This window comes from Streptomyces sp. NPDC050416, from assembly GCF_044458845.1.
Lineage (GTDB): Bacteria > Actinomycetota > Actinomycetes > Streptomycetales > Streptomycetaceae > Streptomyces.
This window is the reverse complement of sequence record NZ_JBITII010000006.1, coordinates 322,472-336,173: the sequence shown is the minus strand read 5'-3', so window position 1 is coordinate 336,173 and position 13,702 is coordinate 322,472. Positions and strand designations below refer to the sequence as shown.

The 13,702-nt window shown below is 73.0% G+C and carries 12 protein-coding genes; 7 read left to right on the top strand and 5 right to left on the bottom strand.

Going from position 1 to position 13,702, the window contains the following annotated elements; genetic code table 11:
* Positions 1-213: 213 nt before the first annotated feature.
* Together ACIBL4_RS21220 and ACIBL4_RS21215 are read left to right on the top strand one after the other, a co-directional pair.
* Positions 214-783, top strand: a complete 570-nt coding sequence (locus ACIBL4_RS21220; RefSeq protein ID WP_399412249.1) for a helix-turn-helix domain-containing protein — start codon at positions 214-216, stop codon at positions 781-783.
* A complete protein-coding gene (locus ACIBL4_RS21215; protein WP_399412247.1) occupies positions 780-1,499 on the top strand; it encodes a helical backbone metal receptor in 720 nt (239 codons plus the stop codon). The genes ACIBL4_RS21220 and ACIBL4_RS21215 overlap by 4 nt, the downstream gene beginning before the upstream one ends.
* Here ACIBL4_RS21215 and ACIBL4_RS21210 read toward each other — a convergent pair.
* Positions 1,411-2,571 (bottom strand): TDT family transporter, encoded by a 1,161-nt coding sequence (locus tag ACIBL4_RS21210; protein WP_399412245.1) that lies wholly within the window; start codon positions 2,569-2,571, stop codon positions 1,411-1,413. The two genes, ACIBL4_RS21215 and ACIBL4_RS21210, sit on opposite strands and share 89 nt — an antisense overlap.
* A gap of 71 nt (positions 2,572-2,642) precedes the next feature.
* Here ACIBL4_RS21210 and ACIBL4_RS21205 point away from each other — a divergent pair, with 71 nt between their 5' ends.
* Entirely contained in the window at positions 2,643-3,572 is a 930-nt protein-coding gene (locus ACIBL4_RS21205) for a LysR family transcriptional regulator (RefSeq protein WP_399412243.1), read from the top strand.
* 322 nt (positions 3,573-3,894) lie between these two features.
* Here the strand turns inward: ACIBL4_RS21205 and ACIBL4_RS21200 are convergent, their stop codons facing one another.
* The 3 genes from ACIBL4_RS21200 to ACIBL4_RS21190 form a co-directional block, all read right to left on the bottom strand.
* Positions 3,895-4,587, bottom strand: a complete 693-nt coding sequence (locus ACIBL4_RS21200; protein WP_399412241.1) for a gamma-glutamyl-gamma-aminobutyrate hydrolase family protein — start codon at positions 4,585-4,587, stop codon at positions 3,895-3,897.
* Positions 4,588-4,609: 22 nt separating this feature from the next.
* Entirely contained in the window at positions 4,610-6,055 is a 1,446-nt protein-coding gene (eat, locus tag ACIBL4_RS21195) for an ethanolamine permease (RefSeq protein WP_399412239.1), read from the bottom strand.
* A 147-nt stretch (positions 6,056-6,202) separates the two neighbouring features.
* Positions 6,203-6,937 carry a FadR/GntR family transcriptional regulator gene (locus ACIBL4_RS21190; protein ID WP_399412237.1) on the bottom strand — a complete coding sequence of 245 codons (735 nt, stop codon included), beginning with the start codon at positions 6,935-6,937 and terminating at the stop codon, positions 6,203-6,205.
* Positions 6,938-7,019: 82 nt separating this feature from the next.
* Here ACIBL4_RS21190 and ACIBL4_RS21185 point away from each other — a divergent pair, with 82 nt between their 5' ends.
* The 4 genes from ACIBL4_RS21185 to ACIBL4_RS21170 are packed head-to-tail and all read left to right on the top strand — an operon-like array spanning position 7,020 to position 11,496.
* Complete coding sequence (locus ACIBL4_RS21185; RefSeq protein ID WP_399412235.1) at positions 7,020-8,384, top strand: glutamine synthetase family protein; 1,365 nt, start codon at positions 7,020-7,022, stop codon at positions 8,382-8,384.
* Between the two features lie 8 nt (positions 8,385-8,392).
* Positions 8,393-9,766 (top strand): aldehyde dehydrogenase family protein, encoded by a 1,374-nt coding sequence (locus ACIBL4_RS21180; RefSeq protein ID WP_399412233.1) that lies wholly within the window; start codon positions 8,393-8,395, stop codon positions 9,764-9,766.
* Positions 9,763-10,548, top strand: a complete 786-nt coding sequence (locus ACIBL4_RS21175; RefSeq protein WP_399412231.1) for a 3-oxoacyl-ACP reductase — start codon at positions 9,763-9,765, stop codon at positions 10,546-10,548. Before ACIBL4_RS21180 ends, ACIBL4_RS21175 begins: the two co-directional genes overlap by 4 nt.
* Before the next feature lie 48 nt (positions 10,549-10,596).
* Positions 10,597-11,496, top strand: coding sequence for a DUF2510 domain-containing protein (locus tag ACIBL4_RS21170; RefSeq protein WP_399412600.1), 900 nt, complete (start codon positions 10,597-10,599; stop codon positions 11,494-11,496).
* Positions 11,497-11,509: 13 nt separating this feature from the next.
* On the opposite strand, the gene ACIBL4_RS21165 is transcribed toward ACIBL4_RS21170, so the two are convergent.
* Complete coding sequence (locus ACIBL4_RS21165) at positions 11,510-12,712, bottom strand: amino acid deaminase/aldolase (RefSeq protein WP_399412228.1); 1,203 nt, start codon at positions 12,710-12,712, stop codon at positions 11,510-11,512.
* Between the last annotated feature and the right edge of the window lie 990 nt (positions 12,713-13,702).

Sequence of the window (13,702 nt, the reverse complement as noted above, 5' to 3'; positions counted from 1 at the left end):
CCGTACGCGTACCCTCACTCGTACCCGGACCCCACCCGGGGGGCGGAGCCCCTGGCGTGAAGTGTGGGGTCGCGCACCGGCCGGTACGACGTCGATGTGACAGGCGCATGCACCGGTTTGCCGAACATGCGTAGGGTGCAGACAACTCAACAGAAGCAGTGCGCCGGGCCACCGGCGGACCGGAATCGACGGGCGAAGGAGGGAGCCGGAGCGATGGGCGACCACAAAGAACAGCCCCTGCGGGTGGGCGCGGCCGTGCGGCGGCGGCGCCGCGCGCTGGAGCTCACCCTCGCCGTCGTGGCCGAGCGCAGCGGCCTGTCGGTCCCGTTCCTCAGCCAGGTCGAGAACGACCGGGCGCGGCCCAGCACCAGCTCCCTGGAGAAGGTCGCCGACGCCCTGCGCACCACCGCGGTCGAGCTCCTCGCCGCGGCCGACCCTGCGTGCAGCGTGGACGTCGTGCGCGCCGACGACCCCGACCCGCTGCCCCGTCCCCGGACCCGGTCCCTGGTGCGCGGTCACCACCAGATGCACGCTTCCGAGTTCACCGGCGACCACGACGCCGGCCGTGAGTTCCAGTACCGCAACGACCAGTTGATGTACGTCGCCGACGGCGCGGTGGAGATCGAGGCGGAGGGCCGCGCCTACCGGCTCGGCCGCGGCGACACGCTGTACCTCACCGGCGGTGTGCGGCACCGCTGGCGGGCGGCGGAGTCCGACACGCGAGTGATCGTCGTCGCCGTGGCGGAGCACATCGAGGCGGTCCGGGACCGGCCACGCCGGTGAGGGTCGTCTCGCTGGTCCCGTCGCTGACCGAGGCCGTGGCCCGGTCCGCGCCCGGCGCCCTGGCCGGAGCCACCGACTGGTGCACGCATCCGCCCGGACTCGACGTCGTACGCGTCGGAGGAACGAAGAACCCGAAGACCGACCGGATCGTCTCCCTCGCTCCGGATCTGGTGATCGCCAACGAGGAGGAGAACCGCGCACCCGACCTCGCGGCGCTGCGCGCGGCGGGTGTCGAGGTCCTGGTCACGGAGATCCGCGACGTGCCGCAGGCCTTCCGGGAACTGGCCCGGGTCCTGGACGCCTGCGGGGTGACGGCCCGCCCGCGCTGGCTGGACGAGGCGGAGGAGACCTGGTCGTCCCTGCCGCCGCCCCCGGCCCGTCTGAGGGCGGTCGTACCGATCTGGCGCCGCCCCTGGATGGTCCTCGGCCGCGACACCTTCGCGGGTGACGTCCTGGCCCGCCTCGGCGTCGACCACGTGCACGCGACGCACCCCGACCGCTACCCCCGCGTCCCGCTGGAGGAACTCCGTGGCGCCGCGCCGGACGTGGTGGTCCTGCCCGACGAGCCCTACCGCTTCACCGCGGACGACGGCCCCGAGGCCTTCCCCGGCCTGCCCTGCGCGCTCGTCAGCGGACGGCACCTGACGTGGTACGGGCCGTCGCTGGCCGAGGCGCCACGGGTCCTGGGCCGGGCCCTGCGAGCAGCTCGCCCCTGAGCAGCCCCCGTACGGTGCCCACGGCGGCGGTGCCCCACGCGGCGACCAGCACCGCGTACAGCACGAGAGCCGGCCCCGTGCAGGCCACGAGCCCGGTGTGGCGGCCCAGCGCCTCGGCGCCCGTGACACAGGTGCCGACCGGGAAGGTGAACGACCACCAGGTCATCGAGAACCGCATCCCGTGCCGCCGGGCGCGCAGCACATGCGCGGTGGCGAGGCAGAACCACAGCAGCGCGAACCCCATCACGGGCACGCCGTACAGCACGGCGATGACACCGAAGCCCTGGCTGTACGGCGCCGGTACGACCCCGGGGGCGGCGTCCGCGAACGCGCCGACGGCGGTCGTGGACTGCCCGAGCGGCCCGAGCACCAGGAACAGGGTCGGAGTGAGGGGGAGCGGCAGCGGCCCGCCGGTGATCAGCCGCCCGAAGACCAGCGGCAGCATGAGCAGGGTCGCGAGCAGGCTCAGCCCGAACAGCGCGACGCAGACCAGGAGCCAGGTCTCCCGGGCCTGACCGGGAGGCAGATGGTGCACCAGCGGCGGCCCGACGGCGGCGGACACCATGGGCGCGACCAGCGGCAGCAGCCACACGGGTGTAGCCTGTCCCGGCTCGACCCGGTGGCGTACGGCCATCAGATACGGCACCGCGACGGCGGCGGCCAGCCCGAGAGCCGTACCGGCGCTGAACAGCACGGCATCCAGCGCCACGGCCGCCCGCACGCCGATCCAGTCCCGGCCGGCGCCCAGGGCACCCCCGCCGACGGCCAGCAGGGCCATGGCGAGGCAGCCGTAGAAGGGGGCCGTCGCCGGATCGAGGAGGTCGGCGCGGGCCTGGTCCCGGTGGCGGGCCCAGTGCGCGGCCCGGGCGCAGAGCAGGGTGACGATCAGGAGCAGCGAGAGGGCCCAGACACCGGCCAACGCGCCGCGCAGCCCGGGGACGTGCGGCGACAGGGCGGTCCCGGCGGTGGCGACGACGGCGGTGCCCATGACGGTGGCGTACCAGTTGGGTCCGAGGTGACGGACGGAGACTGCGCACGGAAGGGGCCGGACTGGCTGGGCTGCGGTGACCATGACTCCCACGGTCGGGCCGTGGGCACCCCACCACCAGGGAGCATGCCTCTATGGCGACATAAGCTGGGTTTATGAGCAGGAGCGAAGAGCAGGGTGAGGTCCCGGCCGGGGGGTCTCTCGCGCACCGGGTGCCGGATCTGGGCGGCCTGGAGCTGCTGCTGGCGGTGGCGCGGCTCGGCAGTCTCGGCGGTGCGGCGCGGGAACTGGGCATCACCCAGCCCGCGGCCAGCAGCCGGATCCGGTCGATGGAGCGGCAACTCGGCGTGGCGCTGGTCGACCGCTCACCGCGTGGGTCCCGGCTCACGGACGCCGGTGCGCTGGTGACGGACTGGGCGCGGCGGATCGTCGAGGCGGCGGAGGCGTTCGACGTGGGGGCGCAGGCGCTGCGCGACCGGCGTGACTCGCGGTTGCGGGTGGCGGCGAGCATGACGATCGCCGAGTATCTGCTGCCCGGCTGGCTGCTCGCGCTGCGCGCGCAGCGGCCCGACACGGCGGTGTCCCTGCATGCCGGGAACTCGACGGTGGTCGCGGAGCGGCTGTTGTCGGACGAGGCGGATGTGGGATTCGTCGAGGGTCTGACGGTGCCGACGGGGCTGGACTCGGTGGTCATCGCCCATGACCGGCTGATAGTGGTCACGGCTCCTGGTCATCCATGGGCCCGGCGGCGGCGTTCGCTGGCCGCGGAGGAGCTGGCGTCGACGCCGCTGATCCTGCGGGAGAAGGGCTCCGGTACGCGGCAGGTCCTGGACGCGGCGCTGGGTGGGCTGGCGCGGCCGTTGATCGAGTTGTCGTCGACGACGGCGGTCAAGGCGGCGGCGGTGAGCGGGGCGGGGCCGGCGGTGCTGAGTGAACTGGCGGTGGGGGAGGAGCTGGCGATGCGGCGGCTGGTGCGGGTGCCGGTGCAGGGGGTCGCGCTGGCGCGGGACCTCCGGGCGGTGTGGCCGACGGGGCATCGCCCTACCGGGCCGGCGCGGGATCTGCTGTCGCTGACGCGGGGGTAGTTTCCTCGCCCCCGCCGCCCCTACCCGTCCCATTCCCAGGGGCTCCGCCCCTTCGACCCCGCCAGGGGGCTCGAGCCCCCTGGACCCCCATCGGCCTGAACGGCCTCGTCCTCAAACGCCGGACGGGCTGGAGGAGTGCCTCAGCCCGGCGCTTCAAGCCCGGCCACCCCAGACCGTCCGGTCGGCCGGTTCGCCGGACGGTCTGGGGCGGCTCTGCTTGGCATTTCGAGCTCGGCCTCTTGGCCGGCCGATTCGGGTGGTGGGTGGGCGTAGGCCGGGGGGTCCAGGGGGCGGAGCCCCCTGGGAGCTTGCGTTCACCGGCTCAGGGCACCATCGCCGCCTCCACCAACGCCCGCATCACCCGCACGTCCTCGCCCATCTCCGGATGCCACTGCACCCCGAGTACCCACCCCTCCCCGGACGGCAGTTCCAGCGCCTCCACCGTGCCGTCGTCCGCGTACGCCGACGGGACCAGGCCGGTGCCCAGGCGGTCAACGGCCTGGTGGTGGTACGACGGCACGGACGTCTCCTCCGGCACGACACCCGCGTACAGACTCCCCGGCACCGGCTTGACGGCATGGTTGCCGAAGACTCCCACGACCTCCGCGTGCCCGTCCAGGTGCTGCACCAGCGTCCCCCCGAGCGCGACGTTCAGCAGTTGCATGCCCCGGCAGATGCCGAGCAGCGGAACCCGCGCCGTGAGCGCCGCATCGATCAGGGCCAGCTCCCACGCGTCCCGTTCCCGCGCCGGAGGCCCCGTGCGGGGATGCGGCTCGGCGCCGTACCGTACGGGCTCCACATCCGGCCCGCCCGCGATGACCAGCCCGTCCAGCCGGGCCACGGCCGCGGCCGCGTGCGCGGGGTCGTCCGGCGGGAGCATCGCGGCCAGGCCGCCCGCCCGCTGCACGAGCCGGGGATAGCCGACCGGCAGCAGCGCGGCCTCCAGTTCCCACACCCCCCAGCGCGCACCGGACTCCAGATAGGTGCTGACACCGATCAACGGCCTGGCCACCACGACTCCCTCGACAATCGACGCCTCAGTCCCGTGCCAACTCTGCCTCGGCCGCGGCCAGCGCCGCGAACTCCTCCTCCGGCGCCCTGGCCACCAGCCGCTTCCTGCTGTACAGACCGAAGTACGCGAGAGCCACGACGTACACCGCGAGGGCGATGAACGCCGCCGTCACATCCACCAGGAACGTCGCCACCAGGGCCGCACAGGCCAGCACAAGGGCGACGGAGGAGGTCAGCACCCCGCCCGGCGTGCGGTACGGCCGCGGCAGCTCCGGCTCGCGGCGGCGCAGCACGATGTGCGACAGCGACATCAGCGCGTAGGAGATGGTCGCGCCGAAGACCGCGATGTTCAGCATCCGGGCGCCGTTCCCGGACACCGCCGCCAGCAGGAAGCCGATCGTGCCGGGCACCAGCAGGCCCAGGTACGGCGCCTTGCGGCGGCTGGTGAGGGACAGGAAGCGGGGCAGATAGCCCGCGCGGGACAGGGCGAACAGCTGGCGCGAGCCCGCGTAGATCAGGGAGAAGAACGACGCCACCAGGCCGGCCAGGCCCGCGTAGTTCACGATCCGGCTCAGGGTCGTCGCCTTGCCGTCCGGCTGGAGCGCCTCGACGAGCGGGTTGCCCGCCTCCTGGATCGCGGCCGAGCCGCGTGCTCCCGCCGCCGCGACGAAGGTCACCACCGCCAGGACCACCAGGATGCCCATCGACCAGCGGATCGCCTTCGGCAGCGTACGGGCCGGGTCCCTGGTCTCCTCGGCGGCCAGCGGCACGCCCTCGACGCCCAGGAAGAACCACATGCCGAACGGGAACGCCGCCCAGATGCCGAGCAGGCCGAACGGGAGCCAGGAGTTCGACCCCGCGGCGGAGGAGTCGACCGGGATGTCGTCCAGCGCGGCGACCGAGAAGTCGGGCAGGGCCGCCAGTGCGAACACGACCAGGGCGACCACCGCGATGCCCGTGACGACGAAGCTGAAGCGCAGCGCCTCGCCCACGCCCCACAGGTGGATGCCGAGGAAGATCGCGAAGCAGACCAGGTACACCGGCCAGCCGGACTCCAGGCCGAACAGGCCCAGCGACTCGACGTAGTCGCCGATGAAGATGACGATGGCGGCGGGCGCGAGGACGTACTCGATGAGGATCGCCGTACCGGTCAGGAAGCCGCCCCACGGGCCGAGCGCCCGCCGGGCGAAGCCGTAGCCGCCGCCGGCCGTCGGCAGGATCGAGGACAGCTCCGCGAGGGCGAAGACCATGCACGCGTACATGGCGCCCATGAGCACCATGGCGATCGCGAGGCCGCCGAAGCCGCCCTCGGCCAGGCCGAAGTTCCAGCCCGAATAGTCACCGGAGACGACATAGGCGACGCCGAGTCCGGTCAGCAGCACCCAGCCGGCGCTGCCGCGGCGCAGCGCCCTGCGTTCCAGATAGTCGTCCGCCTGCGCGGCGGCGGGTGGGCTGGTGGATTCCTGGGACATGGGCAGACTCCCCACGGGAGGCGGACACGGGGTCGAGAGGGTTCGACTCAATGGAATGGATCCATACCTTTGCCGTGCCGCCACAGGAAGGCAATACCCCTGCGTTAATCGCCGGTAAATCCTCGCAACGCCGGGACCCGTCCCGGCTCAGCCGAGGAAGCCGCGCAGCAGCGCCGCCGTCCCCGCGCAGTGCTCGCGCGTGATCTCCCGCGCCTGGTCGGCATCGCCCTCGATCACGGCCTCCACCAGGGCCGTGTGCTGCCGCTGCGAGTGTTCGAGGTTGCGCACGAGCAGAGGGATACAGTCGAGCAGGTCGTTCACCGTGGCCCGTACCGCCGCGTACTGCGCGGTCAGCGTCGGGGAGCCGCACAGCTCGGCCAGCGTGAGGTGCAGCAGCGTGTCCAGGCGGCGGTAGTCGGCGAGCGGGGCGTCGTGCGTGCGCGCCAGGGCCTCCCGCAGCCGCCGCGCCTGCTCGTCGTCCAGCCCGTGCACCGCGCACAGCCCGGCCGCGCCCACCTCCAGCACCTCCCGGAACCGCAGCACGTCCTCGATGTCGACCTCGGCGATCCGGCGCCGCAGCTCGTCCTCGCCGCCGGCGTCCGTACGGGGCAGCACGAACGTGCCGCCGTACCGGCCCCGCCGCGACTCCACCAGCCCCTGGTCCTGGAGCACCTTCAGCACCTCGCGCAGCGTCACCCGGCTGATCCCCAGCCGCTCCGCCAGCTCCCGCTCGGCCGGCAGCCGCTCGCCCCCCGGCACCAGGCCCAGCCGTACGACCTGGAGGATCTGCTCCAGCGCCTCCTCGAAGCCGTTGCCCGCGCGCACCGGCCGCAGCACCGGCGTCAGCCCGTCCCGCGTCTCGCCGCCAGCTTCGTCCGGCATGTGGCCGTACCCCCTTCCCAAGCAATGGTTCTCAGGAATACCTTATGGCTTCCGGCGGAACCAGAGCCAAGGAGGCCCTCCCGTGGCAGACCGCACACCCCCGCTGAGCGTCGAGGAACTGCACGCCCTCGTCGCGGGCGGTGAGATCGACACTGTCGTCCTGGCCTTCCCCGACATGCAAGGGCGGCTCCAGGGCAAGAGGTTCGCCGCGCGCTTCTTCCTCGACGAGGTCCTCCAGCACGGTACGGAGGGCTGCAACTACCTGCTCGCCGTCGACACCGAGATGAACACCGTCGACGGCTACGCGATGTCCTCCTGGGACCGCGGCTACGGCGACTTCGCCATGCACCCGGACCTGAGCACCCTGCGCCGCGTCCCCTGGAACGAGGGCACGGCCATGCTCCACGCCGACCTCGCCTGGAACGACGGCTCGCCCGTGGTCGCCGCACCCCGCCAGATCCTGCGCCGCCAGCTGGAGCGCCTCGCCGAACTCGGCTACACCGCCCAGGTCGGCACCGAGCTGGAGTTCATCGTCTTCAAGGACACCTACGAACAGGCCTGGGACGCGAACTACAGAGGCCTGACCCCGGCCAACCAGTACAACATCGACTACTCGGTCCTCGGCACCGGCCGCATCGAGCCCCTGCTGCGCCGCATCCGCAACGAGATGGCGGGCGCGGGCCTCACCGTCGAGTCCGCCAAAGGCGAGTGCAACCCCGGCCAGCACGAGATCGCCTTCCGCTACGACGAGGCCCTGGTCACCTGCGACCAGCACGCCGTCTACAAGACCGGCGCCAAGGAGATCGCCGCCCAGGAGGGCATGTCGATCACCTTCATGGCCAAGTACAACGAGCGCGAGGGCAACTCCTGCCACATCCACCTCTCGCTCGCGGACGCGGACGGCACCAACGCCATGGCAGGCGACGGCGAGGACGGCATGTCGGACGTCATGCGCCACTTCCTCGCCGGCCAGCTCGCCGCGCTGCGCGACTTCTCCCTCCTTTACGCGCCCAACATCAACTCCTACAAGCGGTTCCAGCCGGGCTCCTTCGCCCCGACCGCCGTCGCCTGGGGCTACGACAACCGCACCTGCGCGCTGCGCGTGGTCGGCCACGGCCGCTCGATGCGCTTCGAGAACCGGCTGCCCGGCGGCGACGTCAACCCCTACCTCGCGGTGGCCGGGCTGGTCGCGGCCGGACTGCACGGCGTCGAGCAGAAGCTGGAACTGCCCGAGCCCTGCCCCGGCAACGCCTACGCCGCCGACTTCGCCCACGTCCCCACCACTCTGCGCGAGGCCGCCGAGCTCTGGGAGAACAGCCCCATCGCCCGGGCCGCCTTCGGGGACGAGGTCGTCGCGCACTACCACAACATGGCGCGCGTCGAACTGGACGCCTTCGACGCCGCGGTGACCGACTGGGAGCTGCGCCGCTCCTTCGAACGTCTGTGAGGCCCCTCTTGTCCTCCGAGCACCTTCTTGAAGTACTGAACCCCGCGACCGAGGAGGTCGTCGCCGCCATCGCCGGGGCGAGTCCGGCGGACATCGACGCGGCCGTCACCCACGCCGCCAGGGCACAGCGGATCTGGGCCGCCCTCACCCCCGGCGACCGCGCCCGGCTGCTGCGCCGCTTCGCGGCCACCGTCGACGAGCACCTGGAGGAACTGGCCCGCCTGGAGGTCCGAGAGGCCGGCCACACCATCGGCAACGCCCGCTGGGAGGCGGGCAACGTCCGGGACCTGCTGGACTACGCGGCCGGGGGAGTGGAGCGGCTCACCGGCCGGCAGATCCCGGTGCCCGGCGGCCTGGACGTCACGATCCTCGAACCGCTCGGCGTCGTCGGCGTGATCGCGCCCTGGAACTTTCCCATGCCGATCGCCGCCTGGGGCACCGCCCCCGCCCTCGCGGCCGGGAACGCGGTCCTCCTCAAGCCCGCCGAGACCACCCCGCTCACCGCGCTGCGCCTCGCCGAACTCGCCCTGGAGGCCGGGCTCCCGGAGCACCTCTTCCAGGTCCTGCCCGGACACGGCGGCATCACCGGCGACGCGCTGGTACGCCACCCCGGCGTCGCCAAGATCGTCTTCACCGGCTCCACCAGGACCGGCCGGCGCGTCGCGGCGCTCGGCGCCGAGCAGGTCAAGCCGGTGACCCTCGAACTCGGCGGCAAGAGCCCGAACATCGTCTTCGCCGACTCCGACCTGAAGGCCGCCGTCGACCCCTTCTCCTTCCTGGACAACGCCGGCCAGGACTGCTGCGCCCGCACCCGCATCCTGGTCCAGGAGACGGTGTACGACGAGGTCCGCGAGCTGCTCGCCGAGGCGCTGGCCGCCGTGGTGGTGGGTGACCCGGCCGACGAGAAGACCCAGATGGGCCCGCTGATCTCCCGGCAGCAGCTCGACCGCGTCAAGGAGTTCGTGTCCGAGGACGCCCCGGCCCTGCGCGGCAGCGCACCCGAGGGGCCCGGCTTCTGGTTCCCGCCGACCGTGCTCACCGGGGAGCGGCCCGACTCGGCGGCTGCCTGCGAGGAGATCTTCGGCCCGGTCGCCGTCCTGCTGCCCTTCACCGACGAGGCCGACGCGATCCGCCTCGCCAACGACACCCCGTACGGCCTTTCCGGCTCCATCTGGACCCGGGACGTCGGCCGTGCCCTGCGCGTGTCCCAGGCCGTCCGCGCCGGCAATCTGTCCGTCAACTCCCATGCCAGCGTCCGCTACTGGACCCCGTTTGGCGGCTACAAGCAGTCGGGCGTCGGCCGCGAGCTCGGCCCCGAGGCCCTGGCCGCCTTCACCGAAACCAAGAACGTCTTCATCAGTACGGAGGGCCCCGCACAGTGACCGCTCAGGAAAGCATCTGCCGCCGGCTGGTCGGCCGCACCGCCGTCGTCACCGGAGCCGGCAGCGGCATCGGCCTCGCCGCCGCCCGCCGCCTCGCCTCCGAAGGCGCGCACGTCGTCTGCGGCGACGTCGACGAGATCCGCGGCAAGGCGGCCGCCGAGGAGACCGGCGGCATCTTCGTGAAGGTGGACGTCACCGACCCCGAGCAGGTCGAGGCCCTGTTCAAGACCGCCTACGACACCTACGGCAGCGTCGACATCGCCTTCAACAACGCCGGCATCTCCCCGCCCGACGACGACTCCATCCTGGAGACCGGCCTGGAGGCCTGGAAGCGCGTCCAGGAGGTCAACCTCACCTCCGTCTACCTCTGCTGCAAGGCCGCCATCCCGTACATGCGGCGCCAGGGCAAGGGCTCGATCATCAACACGGCGTCCTTCGTGGCCAGGATGGGCGCCGCCACCAGCCAGATCTCGTACACGGCCTCCAAGGGCGGCGTCCTCGCCATGTCCCGTGAGCTGGGCGTGCAGTTCGCCCGGGAGGGCATCCGGGTCAACGCCCTGTGCCCCGGCCCGGTCAACACCCCGCTCCTCCAGGAGCTGTTCGCCAAGGACCCGGAGCGCGCCGCGCGCCGCCTGGTGCACATCCCGCTGGGCCGGTTCGCCGAGGCCGAGGAGATCGCCGCCGCCGTGGCCTTCCTCGCCAGCGACGACTCCTCCTTCGTGAACGCCACCGACTTCCTGGTCGACGGCGGGATCGCCGGGGCGTACGTCACACCCCTGTAAGCCCGTGCCCGGCCGGCCCGGGCCGCGCCCTACAGTGCCGGGATGAGCATGACGCCACCGCCCGGCTGGTATCCCGACCCGCACGGCCCCCATCTGGAACGCTGGTGGGACGGCACGGCCTGGACCGAGCACCGCCGCGCGCCCGAGGCCCCCGCCGCCCCGCCGCCGGGTGGCGGCACCGGCCGCACCAAGGTGGTGGCCCTGACCGCCACGGGCGTCGTCCTGGTCGCGGCGATCGTCACCGGAGCCGTCGCCCTCGGCGGGGGCGACGGCGGCGGCACGGAGACCAGGACGGCCCCCACCGCCACCGTCGAGCCCACCTCCGACTCGCCGGAGCCGACCCCCGAGGCGTCCACCTCCGAGCCGTCAGCCGACGACCCCGCGATCGTCGAGGACCAGCTCAACGGCGTCACCTTCCCGCTCCTCGACGGCTGGGTCCGCCCCCAGTACGTCGCCCAGGACGACGTCGTCATGACGACCGACGGCACCTACGACTGCCCCGGCGGCGTGGGCCTGTGCCGCCACGGCATGGTCTTCTCCCGCACGGTGACCGAGAACGACGAGAAGTCCCCCGAGGCCCTCGCCAAGGCGGACATCAAGGACGCGGCCGACGAGGCCTACGACCGCGACGAGCTCGGCCGTGAGCTGTACGGGGGCATGACGTCCCACCAAGTCCTGAAATCCGGGCCGGTCGCGGTGGCGGGCCGCGCCGGGTACCTCGTGCGCTGGCGTGTCGAGACCGCCAAGGGGCCGGGCGGCTACGTCCAGTCGCTCGTCTTCCCGTCCAGCGTCGGCACCGAGTCGCCCGTCCTCGTCCGCTACGTCTTCGACGCGGGCGAGGACGGACCGCCGCTCGCCGACATGGACCGCATCACCAAGGGCATCCGGCCGTTCGGCGACGCGGACACGGGCGGTGGCGTCGGCAGCAGCATCGGCCCGGCGGGCTGACGACGCACAGGCCCTACAGAAACGTGTGGCCCTCGCCGCGGTAGGTCGGCACCGTCGCCGTCACCGCGTCCCCTTCGACCAGGTGCAGCGCGTCGAACCGCTCGCACAGCTCCCCGGCCTTCGCGTGCCGGAACCACACCTTGTCACCGATCAGCAGGTCGTCGGCGGGCGAGCCGAGCAGCGGCGTCTGCACCTCGCCGGCTCCCTCCTGAGGGTCGTAGCGCAGCCCTTCCGGCAGATACGGCACGGGCAGCCGGTCGGGCCCGGCCGCGCCGGAGGCGGGATACCCGCCACCGAGGACCGTCACCACTCCCACCCCCGGCCGTCGTACGACGGGCTGGGCGAAGAGGGCCGCCGGACGGCCGCTGAACGATGTGTAGTTGTCGAACAGCCGCGGCACGTACAGCCCCGACCCGGCGGCGATCTCGGTGACGGCGTCCTCGGCCGCCGTGTGCTGCACGGAGCCGGTGCCGCCGCCGTTGACGAACTCCAGTGCCGGCACCACGGCCCGCACCGCGCGCACCACCTCCGCGCGCCGCTCGGCGAGTTCACGCCTGGCGGCGGCCTGCATCAGCCGGACGGCACGGGACCGCAGCGGACGCCCGGCCACGGCGTCCCCGACGCCGGCGACATGCCCCTCGTACGCCATGATCCCCACGACCTCGAAGCCCGGCCGGCGGGCCACGGCCCGGGCCACGTCGGCGACCTCGGCGGGGGAGTGCAGCGGCGAACGCCGTGCCCCGATCCGCACCCGTCCGCCGAGCAGCTTCAGAGAGGTGTCCAACTCCAGGCAGACACGCACGACTTCACGCCCACCGCCCCGCGAGGCGTCGATCAGGTCGAGCTGGGCGACGTCGTCGACCATCACGGTCACGGCCGCTGCGAGCTTGGGATCACCGGCGAGTTCGGCGTACGCGGCCCGGTCGGCGGACGGGTAGGCGAGCAGTACGTCGTCGAACCCCGAGCGCACCAGCCACAGCGACTCGGCGAGGGTGAACGACATGAGCCCCGCGAAACCGTCCCGGGCCAGGACGCGTTCCAGCAGCGCCCGGCACCGCACGGACTTGCTCGCGACCCGGACGGGCTTGCCCCCGGCGCGACGGACCAGGTCGGCGGCGTTGGCGTCGAAGGCGTCCAGGTCCACGATCGCGAGGGGGGCGTCGAGATGGGCGGTGGCCCGGTCGTAACGGGCCCGGTCGGAGGCGCGCGCAGTCATGAACGCAGCCTGCCAGACAGGATTACCGCAGGGTAGGGGGACGTTCCGGGCAGATGCCCCGGGCTCGTGGACTGGTTCCCGTTCACGCAGGAACAAGCCGTAGAGTGACGCGCACGTACGGCGGAGCGACGCCGGCCGGACTTCCGCGCTGGGATGACGCTCCATCCGTACGGGTATGTGTGCCTGGGACGACTCAGTGCCGGGCCTCGGGCAGGACGACACGGCCCGCGCAGTACGCAGCGGCCCGGGTACGAGGAAACGGGGGGTGCATGAGCACGGAAGCGCAGCGTGCCTCTTTCCCTCCCCGCCCCAGCACCCCACCCCGCCCCTCGCACTCCCCGACCTCGCCCGAGGACGCCCGGACGGCACCTTCCGAGGCGACATCGGGTGACGCCCCGTCGGTTTCGGACGAGCGGGGGCGTTCCGGCGTGGGTGGGCCGAGTGCGGGTGCCCGGCGCCCGTCGCCGGAGCGGGACACGGACTCGTCAGGGTCTGCCGACGCCGGGCAGGAAAGGGCTGTTCGTGGCGGTGGTGCGGCTTCCGCTCGGGCCGACGGCTCGAACGACGGCCCCCGTTTTCCCAGTTTCGGCGCCACCACACCCCGGCGGGCCGAGCCCGCTTCCCCGCCCCCGCCCCGCGCCTCCGACCGCTTCCCGGACATGCAGCCCGGCGTCGGCCGTGTGACGCGACCCGAGTCGAGCAGGCCGTCCACCCCACCCGACGCCCCTCCGCGACCACGTCACCTCCCCACTCCGGGCTCGTCCGGACGTCCGGGGTACACCCCCACGTCACGCCGTACCGGCGCACCCTCCGGAAATTCCTCGGAGACGACCGCACGCCTGCGGCCGGTCCCAGCCGACCCGTCACCCTCCGAGCGTGCCGAGCGCCCGTCCTCCGAGCCTGCTGAACCCTTCGGCCACCCCCGTCCCGCGCGGCCCGGTGTTCCGCCGCGCCCCTCGCGGGCGCCTCAGATCGGCGCCGACACCGACA

Bases quoted from the DNA above. Each gene is read 5' to 3' on its own strand.
- ACIBL4_RS21220 (WP_399412249.1), top strand. From the start codon at position 214: ATGGGCGACCACAAAGAACAGCCCCTGCGGGTGGGCGCGGCCGTGCGG.
- ACIBL4_RS21210 (WP_399412245.1), bottom strand. From the start codon at position 2,571: ATGGTCACCGCAGCCCAGCCAGTCCGGCCCCTTCCGTGCGCAGTCTCC.
- ACIBL4_RS21205 (WP_399412243.1), top strand. From the start codon at position 2,643: ATGAGCAGGAGCGAAGAGCAGGGTGAGGTCCCGGCCGGGGGGTCTCTC.
- eat (WP_399412239.1), bottom strand. From the start codon at position 6,055: ATGTCCCAGGAATCCACCAGCCCACCCGCCGCCGCGCAGGCGGACGAC.
- ACIBL4_RS21190 (WP_399412237.1), bottom strand. From the start codon at position 6,937: ATGCCGGACGAAGCTGGCGGCGAGACGCGGGACGGGCTGACGCCGGTG.
- ACIBL4_RS21170 (WP_399412600.1), top strand. From the start codon at position 10,597: ATGACGCCACCGCCCGGCTGGTATCCCGACCCGCACGGCCCCCATCTG.
- ACIBL4_RS21165 (WP_399412228.1), bottom strand. From the start codon at position 12,712: ATGACTGCGCGCGCCTCCGACCGGGCCCGTTACGACCGGGCCACCGCC.